Annotated in this window: 18 protein-coding genes; 13 read left to right on the top strand and 5 right to left on the bottom strand. The window is 71.2% G+C overall.

The window, feature by feature from the left end:
* Positions 1 to 41: 41 nt before the first annotated feature.
* The 3 genes from xseA (at position 42) to ACWD11_RS01150 (ending at position 2,208) form a co-directional block, all read left to right on the top strand.
* The gene (gene xseA / locus ACWD11_RS01140) at positions 42 to 1,250 is read left to right on the top strand and encodes an exodeoxyribonuclease VII large subunit (protein WP_451280544.1); all 1,209 of its coding nucleotides are present in this window, start codon (positions 42 to 44) and stop codon (positions 1,248 to 1,250) included.
* A gap of 9 nt (positions 1,251 to 1,259) precedes the next feature.
* Positions 1,260 to 1,484 carry an exodeoxyribonuclease VII small subunit gene (locus ACWD11_RS01145; protein ID WP_389415136.1) on the top strand — a complete coding sequence of 75 codons (225 nt, stop codon included), beginning with the start codon at positions 1,260 to 1,262 and terminating at the stop codon, positions 1,482 to 1,484.
* Between the two features lie 133 nt (positions 1,485 to 1,617).
* Complete coding sequence (locus ACWD11_RS01150) at positions 1,618 to 2,208, top strand: malonic semialdehyde reductase (RefSeq protein ID WP_389415137.1); 591 nt, start codon at positions 1,618 to 1,620, stop codon at positions 2,206 to 2,208.
* Positions 2,209 to 2,274: 66 nt separating this feature from the next.
* Here ACWD11_RS01150 and ACWD11_RS01155 read toward each other — a convergent pair whose 3' ends face one another.
* Positions 2,275 to 2,799 carry a DUF4245 domain-containing protein gene (locus ACWD11_RS01155; RefSeq protein WP_389415138.1) on the bottom strand — a complete coding sequence of 175 codons (525 nt, stop codon included), beginning with the start codon at positions 2,797 to 2,799 and terminating at the stop codon, positions 2,275 to 2,277.
* A gap of 126 nt (positions 2,800 to 2,925) precedes the next feature.
* Here ACWD11_RS01155 and glpX point away from each other — a divergent pair, with 126 nt between their 5' ends.
* The gene (gene glpX / locus ACWD11_RS01160; RefSeq protein ID WP_250077439.1) at positions 2,926 to 3,960 is read left to right on the top strand and encodes a class II fructose-bisphosphatase; all 1,035 of its coding nucleotides are present in this window, start codon (positions 2,926 to 2,928) and stop codon (positions 3,958 to 3,960) included.
* 104 nt (positions 3,961 to 4,064) lie between these two features.
* Here glpX and ACWD11_RS01165 read toward each other — a convergent pair whose 3' ends face one another.
* Entirely contained in the window at positions 4,065 to 4,442 is a 378-nt protein-coding gene (locus ACWD11_RS01165) for a WhiB family transcriptional regulator (RefSeq protein WP_389415139.1), read from the bottom strand.
* A gap of 163 nt (positions 4,443 to 4,605) precedes the next feature.
* Entirely contained in the window at positions 4,606 to 5,283 is a 678-nt protein-coding gene (locus tag ACWD11_RS01170) for a DUF1707 SHOCT-like domain-containing protein (protein ID WP_389415140.1), read from the bottom strand.
* Positions 5,284 to 5,440: 157 nt separating this feature from the next.
* On the opposite strand from ACWD11_RS01170, the gene ACWD11_RS01175 reads away from it, so the two are divergent.
* A complete protein-coding gene (locus ACWD11_RS01175) occupies positions 5,441 to 7,108 on the top strand; it encodes a fumarate hydratase (RefSeq protein ID WP_451280548.1) in 1,668 nt (555 codons plus the stop codon).
* 288 nt (positions 7,109 to 7,396) lie between these two features.
* Here ACWD11_RS01175 and ACWD11_RS01180 read toward each other — a convergent pair whose 3' ends face one another.
* On the bottom strand, positions 7,397 to 7,870 hold the full coding sequence (locus ACWD11_RS01180) for an allene oxide cyclase barrel-like domain-containing protein (RefSeq protein ID WP_451280550.1): 474 nt from the start codon (positions 7,868 to 7,870) through the stop codon (positions 7,397 to 7,399).
* Between the two features lie 143 nt (positions 7,871 to 8,013).
* Here ACWD11_RS01180 and ACWD11_RS01185 point away from each other — a divergent pair, with 143 nt between their 5' ends.
* The 3 genes from ACWD11_RS01185 to ACWD11_RS01195 all read left to right on the top strand — a co-directional run bounded on the left by ACWD11_RS01185 (position 8,014) and on the right by ACWD11_RS01195 (position 12,529).
* Complete coding sequence (locus ACWD11_RS01185) at positions 8,014 to 9,411, top strand: class II fumarate hydratase (protein ID WP_451280552.1); 1,398 nt, start codon at positions 8,014 to 8,016, stop codon at positions 9,409 to 9,411.
* A gap of 72 nt (positions 9,412 to 9,483) precedes the next feature.
* Positions 9,484 to 10,176 (top strand): cytidylyl-2-hydroxypropylphosphonate hydrolase, encoded by a 693-nt coding sequence (fomD, locus tag ACWD11_RS01190; RefSeq protein WP_389415144.1) that lies wholly within the window; start codon positions 9,484 to 9,486, stop codon positions 10,174 to 10,176.
* A 268-nt stretch (positions 10,177 to 10,444) separates the two neighbouring features.
* Entirely contained in the window at positions 10,445 to 12,529 is a 2,085-nt protein-coding gene (locus ACWD11_RS01195; protein WP_389415145.1) for a SpoIIE family protein phosphatase, read from the top strand.
* A gap of 81 nt (positions 12,530 to 12,610) precedes the next feature.
* Here ACWD11_RS01195 and ACWD11_RS01200 read toward each other — a convergent pair whose 3' ends face one another.
* The gene (locus ACWD11_RS01200; RefSeq protein ID WP_451280554.1) at positions 12,611 to 14,908 is read right to left on the bottom strand and encodes a transglycosylase domain-containing protein; all 2,298 of its coding nucleotides are present in this window, start codon (positions 14,906 to 14,908) and stop codon (positions 12,611 to 12,613) included.
* Positions 14,909 to 15,169: 261 nt separating this feature from the next.
* On the opposite strand from ACWD11_RS01200, the gene ACWD11_RS01205 reads away from it, so the two are divergent.
* The 5 genes from ACWD11_RS01205 to ACWD11_RS01225 all read left to right on the top strand — a co-directional run bounded on the left by ACWD11_RS01205 (position 15,170) and on the right by ACWD11_RS01225 (position 19,969).
* The gene (locus ACWD11_RS01205) at positions 15,170 to 16,105 is read left to right on the top strand and encodes an SPFH domain-containing protein (RefSeq protein ID WP_451280556.1); all 936 of its coding nucleotides are present in this window, start codon (positions 15,170 to 15,172) and stop codon (positions 16,103 to 16,105) included.
* Complete coding sequence (locus ACWD11_RS01210; RefSeq protein WP_389415148.1) at positions 16,102 to 16,329, top strand: hypothetical protein; 228 nt, start codon at positions 16,102 to 16,104, stop codon at positions 16,327 to 16,329. The genes ACWD11_RS01205 and ACWD11_RS01210 overlap by 4 nt, the downstream gene beginning before the upstream one ends.
* Before the next feature lie 105 nt (positions 16,330 to 16,434).
* On the top strand, positions 16,435 to 16,959 hold the full coding sequence (locus tag ACWD11_RS01215; protein WP_250077429.1) for a PadR family transcriptional regulator: 525 nt from the start codon (positions 16,435 to 16,437) through the stop codon (positions 16,957 to 16,959).
* On the top strand, positions 16,956 to 17,645 hold the full coding sequence (locus tag ACWD11_RS01220) for an ABC transporter ATP-binding protein (protein WP_389415149.1): 690 nt from the start codon (positions 16,956 to 16,958) through the stop codon (positions 17,643 to 17,645). Before ACWD11_RS01215 ends, ACWD11_RS01220 begins: the two co-directional genes overlap by 4 nt.
* Positions 17,642 to 19,969, top strand: coding sequence for an ABC transporter permease (locus ACWD11_RS01225; protein WP_451280559.1), 2,328 nt, complete (start codon positions 17,642 to 17,644; stop codon positions 19,967 to 19,969). The genes ACWD11_RS01220 and ACWD11_RS01225 overlap by 4 nt, the downstream gene beginning before the upstream one ends.
* Positions 19,970 to 20,246 lie beyond the last annotated feature (277 nt).

A 20,246-nucleotide genomic window follows, 5' to 3' on the forward strand; every position in this document is an offset into this window, starting at 1 on the left:
GGACGATTTCGATGTCGGTGCCTGCGGCTACGCTCACGGACATGGCTGCAAACACGTCCGCGGACTCCCCGCTGCCCGTCGGCGAGGTGTCGCGGCTCATCGGGGGCTGGATCGACCGGCTCGGGGCGGTGTGGGTCGAGGGGCAGATCACCCAGCTCTCCCGCCGCCCGGGCGCCGGGGTGGTGTTCCTGACGCTGCGGGATCCGTCGTACGACATCTCCGTGAGCGTCACCTGCTACCGGCAGGTCTTCGACGCCGTGGCGGATGTGGTGAGCGAGGGCGCGCGGGTCGTCGTCCTGGCGAAGCCCGAGTGGTACGCCCCGCGTGGGCAGTTGTCGCTGCGGGCCACCGAGATAAAGCCGGTCGGGGTCGGCGAGCTGCTCGCGCGTCTGGAGCAGTTGAAGAAGGCGCTGGCGGCCGAGGGGCTGTTCACGCCGGAGCGCAAGAAGCCGCTGCCGTTCCTGCCGCAGCTCGTCGGGCTGGTCTGCGGCCGGGCCTCGGCCGCGGAGCGGGACGTCCTGGAGAACGCCCGGCACCGCTGGCCCGCCGTCCGTTTCGAGGTGCGCAATGTCGCCGTGCAGGGTGTGCACGCGGTGCCGCAGGTCGTGCAGGCGGTCAAGGAGCTCGACGAGATCGACGACGTCGACGTGATCATCGTGGCGCGCGGCGGCGGCAGCGTGGAGGACCTGCTGCCGTTCTCCGACGAGCAGCTGGTGCGGACGGTCGCCGCCTGCCGTACGCCGGTGGTCTCCGCGATCGGGCACGAGCCCGACAACCCCCTCCTCGACCATGTCGCCGACCTGCGCGCGTCCACCCCGACCGACGCCGCCAAGAAGGTCGTACCGGACGTGGGCGAGGAGTACGAGCGGGTACGGATGCTCCAGGGGCGGGCCCGGCGCTGTGTCGCGGCCTACCTCGACCGGGAGGAGCGCGGGCTGGCCAATGCGCTGGCCCGGCCGTCGATGGAGGACCCGCACCGGATGATCGACGAGCGCGCCGATCATGTCGCGGCCCTGCTGGACCGCGGCCGCCGCACCCTCGGCCACCTCCTCGACCGCGCCGACTCCGAGCTGACGCACACGCACGCGCGCGTGGTGGCGCTGTCCCCGGCGGCGACCCTGAAGCGGGGGTACGCCGTGCTGCAGAAGGCGGATGGGCATGTCGTCCGGGACCCGGACGAGGTCGGCGGCGACGAGGTGCTGCGGGCGCGGGTCTCCGCGGGTGAGTTCACTGTCCGAGTCGATGCTTAGGGTGAGTGCATGACCAGCAAGGTGGATGAGGCGCTCGGGTACGAGCAGGCGCGGGACGAGCTGATCGAGGTCGTACGGCGGCTGGAGGCGGGCGGTACGACGCTGGAGGAGTCCCTGGCGCTGTGGGAGCGCGGGGAGGAGCTGGCCAAGGTGTGCCGGCGCTGGCTGGACGGGGCGCGGGCGCGGCTCGACGCTGCACTGGCGGCCGAGGAGGAGGCGACGGAGGAAGAGTGATCTCCTTCCCTGCCTGTGAAGCGGATCACCCCCTACCCCTCTTTTGTTGAACGTTGAACTTCACTCGCCTATGGTCGACGTGTCAGCTGATCCCTCGCACGGATCCGACGCGCCACCCCGAGAAGGTTCACCCATGTCTCTCGTTCTTGACCCCGCCGCCCAGGACCTGCTGTTCCGCGAGGCCCGCACCGCGAACACCTTCACCGACGAGCCGGTGACCGACGAGCAGGTCCAGGCGATCTACGACCTGGTCAAGTACGGCCCCACCGCTTTCAACCAGTCGCCGCTGCGCGTCACCCTGGTCCGCTCCCCCGAGGCCCGCGAGCGTCTGGTCCAGCACCTGGCCGAGGGCAACCAGGCCAAGACCGCCGCCGCCCCGCTGGTCGCGATCCTCGCCGCGGACAACGAGTTCCACGACGAACTGCCGCGACTCCTCCCGCACTTCCCGCAGGCCAAGGACGCCTTCTTCACCGAGCGCCCGGTCCGCGAGGGCTCCGCCGCGCTCAACGCCGCCCTCCAGGCCGCGTACTTCATCATCGGCGTCCGCGCCGCGGGCCTGGCCGCCGGCCCGATGACCGGTCTGGACTTCGAGGGCGTCCGCAAGGAGTTCCTGGACGACGACCACACCCCGCTGATGGTGGTCAACATCGGCAAGCCGGGCCCCGACGCCTGGTTCCCCCGCTCCCCGCGGCTGTCGTACGACGAGGTCATCACGACCGTCTGAGCACGACCCACGAGGAAGGCCCCCGGCAGCGCGCCGGGGGCCTTCGTCATGCGCGTGCGGCCGGGCCTAGTCCGCCTTCAGCGCGCCCGCCATCTCCGCCAGCTGCGCGAACGAGCCGGTGCCCGCCACGACCGTCGTCGAGCCGTCCCCGTCAAGCACCAGCGCGTCGTAGCGGCCGCCGGTCCAGCGGGTCCACGTCTCGCCGTCGATCTCCTGGGTGGCCTTCGTCGCGCGTCCGCCCTGGGTGGCGTCGTCGAGGAACGGCTTCACCTTCCGCGCCGCCGACTGCCGGACCTGGACGTACTCCCCGTCCGGGGCGTGGAAGCCGAGGTGCCAGGCGTCGGACTGGTCGCCCCGGAACCACACCGAGGTCGCCTTCCACTCCTCGGCCAGCCCCTCGGGGGCGGCCACGGGGTAGGACGCCGCGCGGCGCGCGGTGAGCAGCTCCACCCGGTAGTCGACCCGCTTGAGGTCCGGGGCGGACTCCTCGTGCGGGATGAAGAGGTACACGACCCCCGCCGCGAGGATGGTCACCGCGAGGGAGAGGACCATGTTGCGGACCGACTTCTGCTTAGCGTTCGTACCTGCCACGCCCCTATCGTCGCAGGTGCCCGGTCCGCTCATCCGTGGGGCCCCCTGCTCATTCTGCAGGCCTGACGATAGAGTCGTCGGCATCACCCTCATCCGGCCGTCGTCGTATCAGAAAGGTGCGCTCCGATGACCGAACATCATCACTTGCCGTCCGAACTCGATGTCCCCTCCGAGGCCCCCGACCGCAACCTCGCCCTGGAACTCGTCCGGGTCACCGAAGCAGCCGCCATGGCCGCGGGCCGCTGGGTCGGGCGCGGCGACAAGAACGGCGCCGACGGTGCCGCGGTGCGCGCGATGCGCACCCTCGTCTCCACCGTCTCGATGAACGGCGTCGTCGTCATCGGTGAGGGCGAGAAGGACGAGGCGCCGATGCTCTTCAACGGGGAGCGGGTCGGCGACGGCACCGGGCCCGAGGTGGACATCGCCGTCGACCCGATCGACGGCACCACGCTGACCGCCAAGGGCATGCCGAACGCGATCGCCGTCCTCGCGGCCACCGAGCGCGGGGCGATGTTCGACCCGTCGGCCGTCTTCTACATGGACAAGCTGGTCACCGGGCCCGAGGCCGCCGACTTCGTCGACATCAACGCCCCGGTCTCGGTCAACATCCGCCGGGTCGCCAAGGCGAAGCGGTCCACGCCGGAGGACGTCACCGTGGTGATCCTCGACCGGCCCCGGCACGAGGGGATCATCAAGGAGATCCGGGACGCCGGCGCCCGCATCAAGCTGATCTCCGACGGTGACGTCGCGGCGTCGATCTACGCCCTGCGCGAGGGCACCGGCGTCGACATGCTCCTCGGCATCGGCGGTACGCCGGAGGGGATCATCTCGGCCTGTGCCGTGAAGTGTCTCGGCGGCACCATCCAGGGCAAGTTGTGGCCGAAGGACGACGAGGAGCGGCAGCGGGCGATCGACGCCGGGCACGATCTCGACCGGGTGCTGACGACCGAGGACCTCGTCCAGGGTGAGAACGTGTTCTTCGTCGCCACCGGCATCACCGACGGTGAGCTGCTCCGGGGCGTGCGGTACCGGGCGGACTCCGCGGTCACCGAGTCGATCGTGATGCGGTCCAAGTCCGGGACGGTGCGGCGGATCGACTCCGAGCACCGGCTGAGCAAGCTGCGGGCGTACAGCGCGATCGACTTCGACCGGGCCAAGTAACGGACCAAGCAGCGCGGCCAAGCAACAGGCCGAGCTGCGAGGCCGGTCAGCGGCCCATGGGCGCCCCCGGTGCGGAGGGGGCGCCTTTCCCTGCCCTGTGCGGCTCAGCCGGCCTGGGCTATGCGGCCCGTCGCCCTCGCCGCCTTCTTCAGTTCGAGGTCGCGGCGCCTGCGGCGGGCCAGCACCACGCGGCGTTCCGCCGCGGTGAGGCCGCCCCAGACCCCGTAGGGCTCGGGCTGGAGGAGGGCGTGTTCGCGGCATTCGACCATGACCGGGCAGCGCGCGCAGACTCGCTTGGCCGCCTCCTCGCGGGAGAGCCGGGCCGCGGTGGGCTCCTTGGAAGGGGCGAAGAACAGGCCGGCCTCGTCGCGCCGGCACACCGCCTCGGTGTGCCAGGGCGCGTCTTGATCCCTGTCTCGCACTGGCTCCCGCTGGGCCGGAACGGCAGCGACATGCAGGGACGAATGCGGCGGTTGCAGCACGGTCTACTCCTGACGACGGCTTCGCGAGCGAGAGACGATGCAGCAAGGTCTACCCGCTGTGCGCGCGCCTATGCAGGCAGTTCCGAAGCGCTGGATTCCGGGGGCTCCTGCGCGACCGGATGAGCGGACCGGTTGATTTCGGTTGCCCTCGGATTTGCGTCTGTCAATGATTCAGATGCTTGCGCAAACTCTTCCCGACCTTGGCGTGGACCCGGTCGAGGATGTCGGTGACCAGCTTGCCGCGCCGGGGCCTGGCCTCGATGCTGCCCAGTACGGCCCACCCGTCGACGTAGACCACGGGCGCCGCCGCGTCCTCGGCGTCCAGCGTGTCCACCTCGAAGCTGCCGAGGACGCCGCCGCCGGTGCCGCGCAGCGACACGTTCTCCGGGACGCGGATCTCGACGCTGCCGAAGACCGAGATCGCCTTGACCACGACCTGCTGGTACTCGAAGAGCGCCTCGCTGAGGTCGATCTCCACGCTGCCGAAGATCGCGTACGCGTGGATCCGGCGCCCGGCGCGCCAACGGCCCTTGCGGACGGCGCTGCTGAAGATCGCGACTGCGGTGTCGTCGGGGTCGGTGGGGAGGTTGGCGGGGCGGCTCGGGATGTGGGCGTACGAGGCCGCCGGCCGGGGACCGTGGGCCGCGGGCAGGTCCTTGATGAAGACCTCCAGCTCGCCCACCGTCTTGGCGGCCAGCACCCCTTCCACCCGCTCGCTGTGCTCGTCGGGGGTGAGGCGGCCCTCGGCGAGCGCCTCGCGGAGGATGTCCGCGATCCGGTCGCGGTCGGCGTCGGAGGCACGGAGCTCGGCGGCGGGCGCGGTCTGCTTCTGAAGGTCCACGGCAGCAGCGTACCCACTCACGATAGATCGCGACAGTCCCCGTCCGGGTCGAACTGAGCCTTACCTCACAAGCCCGCCTCCGGCGGCAGGTCCTACGCTGGTGGGCGCTGACCGACGGAGGTCGGCCGCCGCATCTGTCGAGTGAGGAATGGGCGACATGCCTGAGTTCGCGTACACCGATCTGCTCCCCATGGGAGAGGACACCACCCCGTACCGGCTGGTGACCTCCGAGGGTGTCTCCACCTTCGAGGCCGACGGGCGGACGTTCCTCAAGGTCGAGCCGGAGGCACTGCGCAAGCTCGCCGCCGAGGCCATCCACGACATCCAGCACTACCTGCGCCCCGCGCACCTGGCTCAGCTGCGGCGGATCATCGACGACCCCGAGGCGTCCAGCAACGACAAGTTCGTCGCCCTGGACCTGCTGAAGAACGCGAACATCGCGGCGGCGGGCGTCCTGCCGATGTGCCAGGACACCGGCACGGCGATCGTGATGGGCAAGCGCGGACAGAACGTGCTGACCGAGGGCGGGGACGAGGAAGCCCTCTCGCGCGGCATCTACGACGCGTACCTGAACCTCAACCTGCGGTACTCGCAGATGGCCCCGCTGACCATGTGGGAGGAGAAGAACACCGGCTCCAACCTCCCCGCGCAGATCGAGCTGTACGCCACCGACGGCGGCGCCTACAAGTTCCTCTTCATGGCGAAGGGCGGCGGCTCCGCCAACAAGTCCTTCCTCTACCAGGAGACGAAGGCCGTCCTGAACGAGGCCTCCATGATGAAGTTCCTGGAGGAGAAGATCCGTTCGCTCGGTACGGCCGCCTGCCCGCCGTACCACCTGGCCATCGTCGTCGGCGGCACCTCCGCCGAGTACGCGCTGAAGACCGCCAAGTACGCCTCCGCGCACTACCTGGACGAGATCCCGGCCGAGGGCTCGCCGCTCGGGCACGGGTTCCGGGACAAGGAGCTGGAGGAGAAGGTCTTCGAGCTGACGCAGAAGATCGGGATCGGCGCGCAGTTCGGCGGCAAGTACTTCTGCCACGACGTGCGCGTGGTCCGGCTGCCGCGGCACGGTGCCTCCTGCCCGGTCGCCATCGCCGTCTCCTGCTCCGCCGACCGCCAGGCGGTCGCCAAGATCACCGCCGAGGGCGTCTTCCTGGAGCAGTTGGAGACCGACCCGGCGCGATTCCTGCCGGACACGACGGACGAGCACCTCGACGACTCGGCGGACGTCGTGAAGATCGACCTGAACCAGCCGATGGAGACGATCCTCGCCGAGCTCACCAAGTACCCGGTGAAGACCCGGCTCTCGCTCACCGGCCCGCTGGTGGTGGCCCGTGACATCGCGCACGCCAAGATCAAGGAGCGGCTGGACGCGGGCGAGGAGATGCCGCAGTACCTGAAGGGCCACCCGGTGTACTACGCCGGTCCCGCCAAGACCCCCGAGGGCTACGCGTCGGGCTCCTTCGGCCCGACCACGGCCGGCCGCATGGACTCCTACGTCGAGCAGTTCCAGGCGGCGGGCGGCTCCAAGGTGATGCTGGCCAAGGGCAACCGCAGCAAGCAGGTCACCGACGCCTGCGGCACCCACGGCGGCTTCTACCTCGGCTCCATCGGCGGCCCGGCCGCGCGCCTCGCGCAGGACTGCATCAAGAAGGTCGAGGTCGTCGAGTACGAGGAGCTCGGCATGGAGGCGGTCTGGAAGATCGAGGTCGAGGACTTCCCGGCGTTCATCGTCGTGGACGACAAGGGCAACGACTTCTTCCAGGATCCGGCCCCCGCCCCGACCTTCACGTCGATCCCGGTACGGGGGCCGGGGCTGGCGTAGTACTTGCGGTGCGGCGGGGACGGATCTCGCCCCCGCCGCCCCTACCCGTCCCATCCCCAGGGGCTGCCGCCCCTTCGACCCCGCCCAAGGGCTCCGCCCCCTGGACCCCCGATCGGCCCGAAAGGCGTCGTCCTCAAACGCCGGACGGGCCGAGTGGTGCCGTCGGACGAACAAGTCGAACGACTTCTTCCAGGATCCGGCTCCGCCCCGACGTTCACGTCGATCGCGGTACGGGGGCCGGGGCTGGCGTAACGCCTGAGCAGTGCTCCGCGCCAGGCGGCCCGTCGGTCAGCTCAGGTCGAAGTCCAGGCGCTGGTAGTCCCCGTCGTCCGTGAAGCTGATCTGGCCGCTCGCGCCGCGGTAGTCGCCGGTTCCGCCGGTGACGGACGCGTCGAAGGCGGGCAGCTCGGCCGACTCGTCCAGCGGGACCGTCATGAGGACCTGGGCGGTGATCTGGCCGCCGGACAGGACGAAGGTGCCGAGGCACTGGATGTCCATGGGGTCGCCGGTGCGGACGACCGTGCAGGCGACGCCGTCCCGGCCCACCTTGTCGCCGCCCTTCTCACGGTAGAGGTCGTCGGCGAAGGAGAAGGTGTCGCCGACCTCGGGCGCCTGCTGCTGCTCCTCCTCGTCGCCCGCGACCTCCCGGGCGTAGAGGGTGAAGTCGTCCTGCTGCGCCGCCGCGGGAGCCGCCATGACGAGGGCGGTCGCCGCCGCCAGACCGGTGCCGAGCGCGCCGAGCGTCCTGATGCTGCGGAGCATGTCGTGCCTCCCGTGGGGTGCCGGGCCCCCCTGCGTTCCTTCATTGTCCGCCCCTGCCCCTCCCGCCGCGCGCCGTGACGATCAGCGCCGACGGGGAACAGGTGACATGTCCGGGGCGCTGTGCCAGGTGGAGGTGATCGGCAGTGGCCGACGAAGAGCAGAGCTATCGCATCGAGCACGACTCCATGGGCGAGGTGCGGGTGCCCGCCCACGCCAAGTGGCGGGCCCAGACCCAGCGTGCCGTGGAGAACTTCCCGGTGTCCGGGCAGCGGATCGAGCGGGCGCACATCGAGGCGCTGGCGCGGATCAAGGGCGCCGCGGCGAAGGTGAACGCCGAGCTGGGCGTGGTCGACAAGGACGTGGCCGAGGCGATCCAGAAGGCCGCCGCCGAGGTCGCGGACGGGACGTGGGACGAGCACTTCCCCGTCGACGTCTTCCAGACCGGCTCGGGCACCTCGTCCAACATGAACGCCAACGAGGTCATCGCCACGCTCGCGAGCGAACGGCTCGGCCGGGACGTACACCCCAATGACCATGTGAACGCGTCGCAGTCGTCCAACGACGTCTTCCCGTCCTCCATCCACATCGCCGCCACCGCCGCCGTCACCCGTGATCTGATCCCGGCGCTCCGGCACCTCGGCGACTCCCTCGCCCGCAAGGCGGAGGAGTTCGCGGACGTCGTGAAGTCCGGGCGCACCCATCTCATGGATGCCACGCCGGTCACGATGGGGCAGGAGTTCGGCGGGTACGCCGCCCAGGTCCGGTACGGGATCGAGCGGCTGGAGGCCTCCCTCCCCCGGCTGGCCGAGCTGCCGCTGGGCGGCACCGCGGTCGGCACCGGCATCAACACCCCGCCCGGTTTCTCCGCCGCCGTCATCGAGGAGGTCGCCCGGGCCACGGGGCTGGCGCTCACCGAGGCGCGCGACCACTTCGAGGCGCAGGGCGCGCGGGACGGCGTGGTGGAGATCAGCGGGCAGCTGCGGACCATCGCGGTCGGGCTCACGAAGATCGCCAATGATCTGCGGTGGATGGCCTCCGGGCCGCGCACCGGGCTGGCGGAGATCTCGCTGCCCGATCTACAGCCCGGCTCCTCGATCATGCCGGGGAAGGTCAATCCGGTCATCCCGGAGGCGGTGCTGATGGTCGCCGCACAGGTCACCGGGAACGACGCCACCGTCGCCACCGCGGGGGCCGCGGGCAACTTCGAGCTCAATGTGATGCTCCCGGTCATCGCGAAGAACGTCCTGGAATCGATCCGGCTGCTCGCCAACGTCTCCCGGCTGCTCGCCGACCGGACGGTCGACGGCATCGTCGCGCACCGTGAACGGGCCCGCGAGTACGCCGAGTCATCACCGTCCGTGGTCACGCCGCTGAACAAGTACATCGGGTACGAGGAGGCCGCCAAGGTCGCCAAGAAGGCGCTCGCGCAGCGCCGGACGATCCGTCAAGTCGTGCTGGAGGGCGGGTATGTGGAGCGCGGCGACCTGACCCTGGCTGAGCTGGACGAAGCGCTGGATGTCCTGCGGATGACGCGCCCGTGACGATCGGCGCCGGGCGCGCGGACGGTGACGTTCGCCGCAGCGGCGGCAGTCGGTGACACCTACTATCTGTGCATGGCGGACGGTGGAGCGATGACGACGGTGGAAGCGGGCGGCACTACGGCGCACTGGGCGCCCGGCAGTCACATTCTGTGGCGGTACCGGGAGAACGGCGGCCCACGCTTCCACATCGTGCGTCCGGTGACCGTCGTACGGGACGATCCGGAGCTGCTCGCCGTATGGCTGGCGCCCGGGACCGCGTGTCTCAAGCCCGCGCTGGCGGACGGCACCCCCGTGCACGAGGAGCCCCTGCGGTCGCGCTACACCAAGCCGCGTACGGTGCAGCGGGACCGCTGGTTCGGCACCGGGGTGCTGAAACTGGCCAGACCCGGGCAGCCGTGGTCGGTGTGGCTGTTCTGGGATGCGGGCTGGCGGTTCAAGAACTGGTACGTGAACCTGGAGGAACCGCTGGTCCGCCGGCCGGGCGGGGTGGATTCCGAGGATCACTTCCTGGACATCTGTGTGTACCCTGACCGGACTTGGGGCTGGCGCGACGAGGACGAGTTCGCGCAGGCCCAGCAGGACGGCCTGATGGACGCCCGCACCGCCGAACGGGTCCGGGAGGCCGGGCGTGCCGCGGTGGAGGTGATCCGCGCCTGGGGGTCACCGTTCTCGGACGGCTGGCAACACTGGCGCCCGAACCCGTCCTGGGCTGTACCGTCACTGCCGGAGGACGCAGGACGTACGCCCGCGCACATGTCCTCATGAGACCCTTGATGCGCCCCCGGGCATGAAACGTAGGATCGTCCTCCGCAAGGGCGCGCGGTGGCAACTACCGGAGCGTGCACTGGGCTTGACCGATCGTCACCGAGGGGCGGCTGGACGTGAGCGAGGGGTACGAGGGCAACACCCGGCCGGGCGGCGCACAGCCCGCCGGTGGCACAGGAACTGCCTCCGGCCACGCGGGAATTCCGTTCCTGGGGCAGGTATTGCGGGTATCGGGACTTCGGCGGGACGAACAACACGCCCCGGACGGATGGATGCGACACGCGTGACGGAGCAGCCGACCTCGTTCGAGCGCCCCCCGGGCGCCGACCCCGCGGATCCCCGCGGGGCGCTCCTGCGTACCCCGACCCCGTCCCGCGCGCCCGGCGCCGCCGCGTTACCGGCGCAGGCCCGCACCGGAGAACCGCCCTCCACCCCGGGCACCACCGCCCCGTCCGGCAACGACAAGGCCCCCGTGAGCAACGGTCCCGAGCATGCGCAGCCCTCCGCCGCCGCGGAGGCCGACACCCACCGCCCCCGGCCGGTCCCGGAGGGCATCCCGGCCCAGCCGAGCAGCGCGCCGGCCCCGGAGGAGCGCCGCAGCGGGCAGGGAGTGCCGCCGGGCCGTCCCACGCCGATGCGGCGGGACGGGGACCGGCTGCGGTTCGTGGGCGCCGCGACCCGGCGGATCGCCCGCGGCATCGACCTCGACGAGATCGTGATGGGGCTGTGCCGGGCGACCGTGCCGACGTTCTCGGACGCGATCCTGGTCTACCTCCGCGACCCGCTGCCGGTCGGCGACGAGCGGCCCACCGGGCCCGTCGTGCTGCGGCTGCGCCGCACCGACCGGATACCGGAGGAGCGGGACACCGACGGCGGTTTCCTGCCCGCGCAGGGCGTGCCGGAGCCGACCGAGCTGGCCGAACTGTCCGCCGGAACCGCCGAGTTGTGCGAGGTACGGCCCGGTGGCGCGCTCGCCGAAGTACTGCGCGGGGTCCGTCCGGTGTTCGCCGACGCGCCCGCGGCCAGCGCCGCGCTGCCCGAACTCCTCGGTGACGACGGGGATCTGGTGGTCCCCACCGGCCAGCGCGCGATCCTCGCGCCGCTGCGCGGCCGGCGCCGGGTGATCGGCGCGGCGATCTTCCTGCGCCGCCCCGAACGCGTCGCCTTCGAGGCGGACGACCTTCTGGTCGCCGCCCAGCTCGCCACGCACAGCGCGCTCGGCATCGACAAGGCGGTGCTGTACGGCCGTGAGGCGTACATCGCGGACGAGCTGCAGCGCACGATGCTGCCCGAGACCCTCCCCCGGCCGACCGGCGTACGGCTCGCGTCCCGCTATCTGCCGGCCGCCGAGACCGCGCGGGTGGGCGGCGACTGGTACGACGCGATCCCGTTGCCGGGCAGCCGGGTGGCGCTGGTGGTGGGCGATGTCATGGGGCACTCCATGACCTCCGCCGCGATCATGGGGCAGCTGCGGACCACGGCCCAGACGCTCGCGGGCCTGGACCTGCCGCCGCAGGAGGTGCTGCACCACCTCGACGAGCAGGCCCAGCGGCTCGGCACGGACCGCATGGCGACCTGTCTGTACGCCGTGTACGACCCGGTCGCGCATCGCATCACGATCGCCAACGCCGGTCATCCGCCGCCGGTCCTGCTGCACTTGGGCGGCCGGGCCGAGGTGCTGCGGGTGCCGCCGGGCGCGCCGATCGGGGTCGGCGGGGTCGACTTCGAGGCGGTGGAGCTGGACGCGCCGGCCGGCGCCACCCTGCTGCTGTACACCGACGGTCTGGTGGAGTCGCGGCTGCGGGACGTGTGGACCGGGATAGAGCAACTGCGCGAGAAGCTCGCCGCGACCGCCCAGCTGACCGGGCCGGATCATCCGCCGCCGCTGGAGGCGCTGTGCGACGAGGTGCTGGACATGCTCGGCCCCGGTGACCGGGACGACGACATCGCGCTGCTCGCCGCCCGCTTCGACGGGATCGCGCCGAGCGATGTGGCGTACTGGTACCTGGAGCCGGAGGACGCGGCGCCCGGGCGGGCGCGGCGGCTGGCCCGGCGGGCACTGTCCCGGTGGGGGCTCGAGGACATGTCCGACTCGGTGGAGCTGCTGGTGAGCGAGGTCGTCACCAACGCGGTGCGGTACACGTCCCGGCCGGTCACGCTGCGGCTGCTGCGCACGGATGTGCTGCGGTGCGAGGTGGGCGACGACGTGCCGCAGCTGCCCCGGCTCCGGCAGGCCCGCGCGACGGACGAGGGCGGCCGGGGGCTGTATCTCGTCAACAAGCTGGCCCGCCGGTGGGGGGCCACCCGGCTCAGCACCGGCAAGGTGGTGTGGTTCGAGCTCAACCGCAGCTGAACGCCGCGGACGGTACGACGAAGGGCGCCCGGTGCGGACCGGGCGCCCTTTCGCCGTTCGTGCCGTTGTCGCCCGTACGCGCTACTCGTCCTCGTCCTCGCCCGGTTCCGCCGGGTCCTCGGGGATCTCGTCCGTCGGCGGTGTCGTGGTCGGCACGGCCGTCGTGGGTTCGTCCGTCGGCTCTTCGGTCGTCGGGGTGCCGGTCGGCGTCTGCGTCGGGGTCTTCGAGGGGGCCTGGGTCGTCGGCTCCTGGGTGGTGGGCTCCTGCGTGGGGGTGCGGCTCGGCTCCGGGGTCGGCGTCGGCGTCCAGGTCGGCTCCACCGCCGCGCCCTGGTCGGTGTCGAGGTCGAACTCGGCGTCCGTGTCCGTCACGCCGAAGGTGTACGCCGCCCAGATCGACGCCGGCAGGCCGCCGCCGTTGACCCGGCCGGTGCCGGGCAGGGTGCCCGTCGCGCCCTTCATGTCGACCTGGTCGCCCGACTTGGCGTCCTCGCCGAACATGCCGACCGCGGTCACCAGGTCCGGCGTATAACCGGTGAACCAGGCCGACCTGCCGAAGTCGGAGGTACCCGTCTTGCCGGCGACCTGCTGGCCGTTCCGGGCCGGGTTGTCGCGCACCGAGCGCCGGGCCGTACCGTCGTCGACCACGCCGGTGAGCACCGAGGTCACGGTGTCGGCGGCCTCGCGGCTGATGACCTGTTCGCCGATCGCGTCGGGCATCTCGACCGTGCGGTTGTGCTGCTCGGCGGACTTGATCAGGGTCGGGGTGACCTGCTTGCCGTGGTTGTCGAGGGTGGCGTAGACCCCGGCCATCTGGAGCGGGCTGGCGCCCATGGTGCCGAGCGTCTGCGCGGGCACCGCCTCCAGGCCGTCGTCCATGCCGAGTTCGGCGGCGGTGTCCATCACCTCGTCCATGCCGACGTCCACGCCCATCTGCGCGAACACCGAGTTGACGGACTTGTTCATGGCGGTCTGGACGGTGACGTCGCCGTAGTCGACGTCGTCCTCGTTCGGCGGGGCGAAGCCGACCTTCTTGCCGTTCGCGTCCACCACCGGCCGCTTGCTGGTGCCGTCGTAGACCGTGCTCGCGCCGATGGTCTCGCCGTCCTGGGTCTCGGCCCCGTTCTCCAGGGCCGCGGCGAGGATGACCGGCTTGAACGTCGACGCCGGCTGGTAGTCGGTCCGGGTCGCGTTGGAGCGGTAGTGCTTGAAGTAGTCCTCGCCGCCGTACAGGGCGACGATCTTCCCCGTCTTGGGGTCGACGGAGACGGCGCCCGCCTGGATGTCCGCGTCGACGGGACGCTCCTTCGGGTCCAGCTTGCTGGTCAGCTCGGTCTCGACCGCCTTCTCCAGCTGCGCCTGCCGCTTGCGGTCGATGTTCAGGGTGATGGTCCAGCCCTGGCTCTTGACCTGCGTCTCGGCCTCGGAGCGGGAGATGCCCTCCTGCTTCATCAGCTGCTCTTCGAGCTGGTTGTTGGCGAGCTCGACGAGGTAGCCCTTCTGGCCCTCCAGGCCCGCGACGGCCTTGGGCTCCTTGGGCACCGGGAACTCCATCGACTGCCGGTCGGAGGAGTTCAGCCAGCCCTCCTCGACCATGTTGTCGAGGACGTAGTTCCAGCGGGCCCTGACGAGCTCCTTGCCGGTCTCCGAGGCGACCGCCCAGTCGTACTGGCTCGGCGCCTGGAGCAGGGCCGCGAGATACGCGCCCTGCTCGACGCTGAGCTTCTCGGCGTCGACCCGGTAGTAGGCCTGCGCGGCGGCCTGGATGCCGTAGGCGTTGCGGCCGAAGTAGCTGGTGTTGAGGTAGCCCGCGAGGATCTCGTCCTTCGACATCTGGCGGTCCACCTTCAGGGAGATGACCAGTTCCCGCAGCTTGCGGGTGACGGTCTGCTCCTGGGTGAGGTAGTAGTTCTTGACGTACTGCTGGGTGATCGTCGAGCCGCCCTGCGCGCCCTTGCCGCTGACCGTGTTGAGCAGTCCGCGGGCGGTGCCCTTGAAGTCGACGCCGGAGTCCTTGTAGAAGGACTTGTTCTCGGCGGCGACGAAGGCGTTGCGGATCTCCTCGGGCACCTTGGACAGGTCCACGATCTCGCGGTTGACCTTGCCGTCGCGGGCGAGGACCGTGCCGTCGCTGTACTTGTAGACGTTGCTCTGCAGCCGGGCGGCGGCGTTGCCCTGGGGCACCTCCACCATCAGGTACAGCACGATGAAGCCGCCGATGCCGAGCAGGAACAGGCCCAGGAAGGTGCCGAGGATCTTCTTCCAGGTGAAGAACCGGCGTATGCCGCCGGCGCCGGCCGGGCCGGACGAGCGGCGACGCTTGGGCGCCGCGCGGCGGCCACCGCGCTGCCGTGCTCGTCTCTCTTCCGCTCGTCCCATGAGTCCGATCCGCTCCGCTTCGCTCTCGTGTGCACCGATGCCACACAGGTTCGCCGCTCAGGTCAGCTCAGAAAGCTAACACCGTCAGATGTGACAAAGGGCCGCCGATCCGGTCTTTTACGGACGTGAGAATCAGCACCCGTCCCTCTGGAACCGACGGCTGACAGGTGCGCAAGGTTGCCTGACTGCGCTAATGTGATATCACTTAGCTAGATGGAAGCTATGCCAGCAGGAAGACCAGAAGGAAGATCCGGGGGACCCATGTCCAACAGCCACACCACCACCACACCCGACGTACCCGACATGCCCGCGCCGCGGGTGCGCGAGTTCGCCGCGCACAGCATCGGCGGCGGACTCGCGCTGCTGCTCGGCCTGCTCGGGCTCGCCCTCGGCGCGGGCTGCGTCGCCGGCGCCACCACGGTGGACGGGACCGGCGCCAAGGCCGCGCTGATCGCCGGGGGCATCCTGATCGCCCTCGCCGCGTTCCTCGCGATGTGCGGGCTGAACATGGTCGCGCCGGGCGAGGCCCGGGTGGTCCAGCTCTTCGGGCGGTACCGCGGGACGATCCGGCAGGACGGGCTGCGCTGGGTGAACCCGCTCACCTCCCGGGTCAGGATCTCGACCCGGGTCCGCAATCACGAGACGGCGGTCCTCAAGGTCAACGACGCCTACGGCAACCCGATCGAGCTCGCCGCGGTCGTCGTCTGGAGGGTCGAGGACACCGCGCAGGCCAGCTTCGAGGTGGACGACTTCCTGGAATTCGTCTCCACCCAGACCGAGGCGGCCGTCCGGCACATCGCCATCGAGTACCCCTACGACGCCCATGACGAGGACGGCCTCTCGCTGCGCGGCAACGCCGAGGAGATCACCGAGAAGCTCGCCGCCGAACTGCACGCGCGCGTGGAGGCGGCCGGAGTGCAGATCATCGAGTCGCGCTTCACGCATCTCGCGTACGCCCCCGAGATCGCCTCGGCGATGCTCCAGCGGCAGCAGGCCGGGGCGGTCGTCGCGGCCCGGCGGCAGATCGTGGACGGAGCCGTCGGCATGGTCGAGGCGGCGCTCGCGCGGATCGGCGAGCGGGACATCGTGGAGCTGGACGAGGAGCGCAAGGCGGCGATGGTGTCGAACCTGATGGTGGTGCTGTGCGGTGACCGGGCGCCGCAGCCGGTGCTCAACACGGGGACGCTCTACCAGTGACCGCCTCCCAGGGCCGGCCGCAGCGCAAGCAGGTGCTGCTGCGGTTGGACCCGGCCGTCTACGAGGCACTGGCCCGCTGGGCCGGGGACGACCTGCGCTCGGCCAACGCGCAGATCGAGTTCCTGCTGCGCAAGGCGCTCGCCGAGGCGGGGCGCCTGCCGAGGGAGACGGGGCCGATCCCGCGCCGCGGACGCCCGCCCGCGGGCCCGCCCGAACCTCAGTGACAGAACCGTGACAACAGGCCCCCACCTGGGCGGCCGTACGCCCCGCCAGCGACTGCACACCGCGCGTATACATACGGCGTATACACCGCGTGTAGAGTCGCGCTCATGTCCATCGGTCACACCCTCCTGGGGCTCCTGGAATCAGGCCCGCGTCATGGCTACGACCTGAAGCGGGCCTTCGACGAGAAGTTCGGTCACGACCGGCCGCTGCACTACGGCCAGGTCTACTCGACGATGTCCCGGCTGCTGAAGCACGGTCTCGTCGAGGTCGACGGCATCGAACCCGGCGGCGGCCCCGAGCGCAAGCGGTACGCCATCACCGACGCCGGGGTCACCGACGTACAGCGGTGGCTGGCGACGCCCGAGAAGCCCGAGCCGTACCTGCAGTCCACGCTCTACACCAAGGTCGTCCTCGCGCTGCTCACCCGGCGCGACGCCGCCGACATCCTCGACACCCAGCGCGCCGAGCATCTGCGGATGATGCGGATCCTCACCGACCGCAAGCGCAAGGGCGATCTCGCGGACCAGCTGATCTGCGACCACGCCCTGTTCCATCTGGAGGCCGATCTGCGCTGGCTGGAACTGACCGCCGCGCGGCTCGACAAGCTGGCCGAGGTGGTGGTCAAGTGACGCCGCCCGCCGGTGCCCTGCTCGCGGCCCAGGAGCTGCGCAAGGCCTACGGTCCGACCGTCGCCCTCGACGGCGCCGAGTTCTCCGTGCATCCCGGAGAGGTCGTCGCCGTGATGGGCCCGTCCGGCTCCGGGAAGTCGACGCTGCTGCACTGTCTCGCCGGGATCGTGCCGCCCGACTCCGGGTCGATCACCTACGCCGGACGCGAGCTCGCCACCATGGGCGACGGCGAGCGCAGCCGGCTCAGGCGCTCGGAGTTCGGCTTCGTCTTCCAGTTCGGGCAGTTGGTGCCCGAGCTGACCTGCGTCGAGAACGTCGCCCTGCCGCTCCGGCTGAACGGCACCGCCCGCAAGGAGGCCGAGCGCACCGCGCTGTCCTGGATGGAACGGCTGGAGGTCGACGACCTGCGCAAGAAGCGGCCCGGTGAGGTCTCCGGCGGCCAGGGGCAGCGGGTCGCCGTGGCCCGCGCGCTGGTCACCGGCCCCCGGGTGCTGTTCGCCGACGAGCCGACCGGCGCGCTGGACTCCCTCAACGGCGAGCGCGTGATGGAACTGCTCACGGAGGCCGCGCGGTCCACCAACGCCGCCGTCGTGCTGGTCACGCACGAGGCACGGGTGGCCGCCTACTCCGACCGCGAGATCGTCGTACGGGACGGCCGGTCCCGGGACATGGAGCGGATCGTATGAACCAGTGGGGGAGGGACCTCGCCCTGGGGTTCCGGTTCGCCTTCGCGGGCGGGCGCGAGGGCTGGACCCGGGCCGTGCTGACGGCCGTCGGGGTCGGACTGGGCGTGGCGCTGCTGCTGCTGACCACGGCGATCCCGAACGCGCTGGCCGCCCGGGACGACCGCGGCGCCGCGCGCACCGACATCACCTTCAGTGCCGAGATGCCGGCCAAGGCCGACGACACCCTGCTGGTCGTGGAGGCGAGCACGGTGTTCCGCGGCACGGACGTACGGGGGCGGATCCTGGAGCCCGAGGGGCCGCGCGCGCCGCTGCCGCCCGGGGTGGACAGGTTCCCGGCGGCGGGCGAGATGGTGGTCTCACCCGCGCTGAAGCGGGTGCTGGAGTCCGGTGACGGCGCGCTGCTGCGGGAGCGGCTGCCGGAGCGGATCGTCGGGACCGTCGGGCAGAGCGGCCTGGTCGGCTCGGCGGATCTGACCTTCTACCGGGGCGGCGAAGGGCTCGCACCGTACGTCGACGGGGGCCAGGTGGTCCGCATCGACCGCTACGGCGACCCCAACCCGTCCCGGGAGAAGTCCGACCCGGTGCTGATCCTGCTGATCCTGGTCGTCCTCGTCGCGCTGCTGATGCCGGTCGCGGTGTTCATCGCGGCGGCCGTGCGGTTCGGCGGCGAGCGCCGCGACCGGCGGCTAGCGGCGCTGCGCCTGGTGGGCTCCGACGGCCGGATGACCCGCCGTATCGCGGCCGGTGAGGCACTGGCGGGCGCGCTGCTCGGACTGGTCCTCGGCGCTGTCTTCTTCCTGATCGGTCGTCAGATCGCGGGATCGGTCGAGGTGTTCCGGTTCAGCGTCTTCCCGGACGATCTGAACCCCTCCCCCGCGCTGGCCCTGCTGGTGGCCGTGGCGGTGCCGGCGGCCGCGGTGCTGGTGACGCTGCTGGCGCTGCGCGGGGTGGTCATCGAGCCGCTCGGTGTGGTGCGTACGGCCAAGCCGGCGCGGCGCAGGCTGTGGTGGCGGCTGCTGCTGCCGCTCGGCGGACTCGCGCTGCTCTACCCGATGGTCGGGCAGGGCAACGAGGACGGCGACTTCAACCAGTACCTCGTCGTCGGCGGTGTGATGCTGCTGCTGATCGGCGTGACCGCGCTGCTGCCGTGGATCGTGGAGACGGTCGTCGGCCGGCTCGGCGGCGGCGGGATCGCCTGGCAACTGGCGGTACGGCGGCTTCAGTTGAGCAGCGGTACGGCCGCCCGGCTGGTCAACGGCGTCGCGGTGGCGGTGGCCGGGGCCATCGCGCTGCAGATGCTGTTCGCCGGGGTGGACAGCGACTACACCAAGAGCACCGGCTACGACGTCTCCCAGGCGCAGATGCAGGTGACGACGGGCGGCGGCGTCGGTATCGAGGATGCCGCGGAGCGGTTGCGCGGGACCGAGGGCGTGCGGCGGATCGTCGCCCACTCCGAGGGCTGGCTCGGGGACAGGCGCCTGGACCCCGAGAAGGGCGCCTCGGTGACCGTCGGGGACTGCGCGGCCCTGCGGGAGCAGGCCAGGCTGACCTCGTGCCGGGACGGTGACGTCTTCGCCGTCCCCGGTGTGGAGTACGACACGGACACCGCGCGACTGGCCGTGCCGGGGCGGACGTTGTACCTGGATCCGAGCTACGCGGACTCCACCCCGGGCCGGGAGGTCGCCTGGCAGGTGCCGGCGGATCTGCGGAAGGTGGAGGCGCGCCGGGATCTGAGCGGTATGGAGCGGGGCGGCTTCCTGATCACTCCGAAGGCGCTGCCGGAGGGTGCCGCGCAGGCCATGACCGGGCGGGCGTACATCGCGCTCGACCCGTCCGTCTCCGACGCGCGCGAGCGGGTGCGCAACACCGTGGCGGCGCTGGGTCCGCTGGTACGCGCCGAGGACTGGTCGGCGACGGAGGAGTCCAACCGGTTCGCCTCCATCCGCACGGGTCTGTTCGTCGGTGCCGTGTGCGTGCTGATGCTGATCGGCGCGAGTCTGCTGGTGTCGCAGCTGGAGCAGTTGCGCGAACGCAAGAAGCTGCTGTCGGCGCTGGTCGCCTTCGGCACCCGGCGGCGCACGCTGAGCCTGTCGGTGCTGTGGCAGACGGCGATCCCGATCACGCTGGGTCTGCTGCTGGCCTCGGCGGTGGGCCTGACCCTCGGCGCGGTCCTGCTGCGGATGACGGACACGGCGGTACGGGTGGACTGGGGGAGCCTGCTGTCCATGACCGGCGCCGCGGCGGGCGTGGTCCTCGCGGTGACCCTGCTCAGCCTGCCTCCCCTCCTGAGACTGATGCGCCCGGACGGCCTGCGCACCGAGTAGAACGAACCGGAACCGGCCGAACTCCCCCACCCAAACGGCCCGCAGCGCCCCCCGGCCCTGCGGGCCGTCGAAGTCGCTGCCGACTCCACCGGCACCGGGCCGCGCAGACACCACCCCGGCGCCGCTGCACAGTCGGGAACCATCCACCCGATCTGCAAGCCGACCAGCCCGTGCGCTACGACCCCGCAGAGTGCTCCGGACCCCAACCGCCCCCACCCGCCAGCGGATCCCGTCAGGACAACCCCCCGCTACCGGCCAGCCACGCCTCCGCGCAGGC

The sequence above is a fragment of the Streptomyces sp. NPDC002776 genome, from assembly GCF_053592195.1.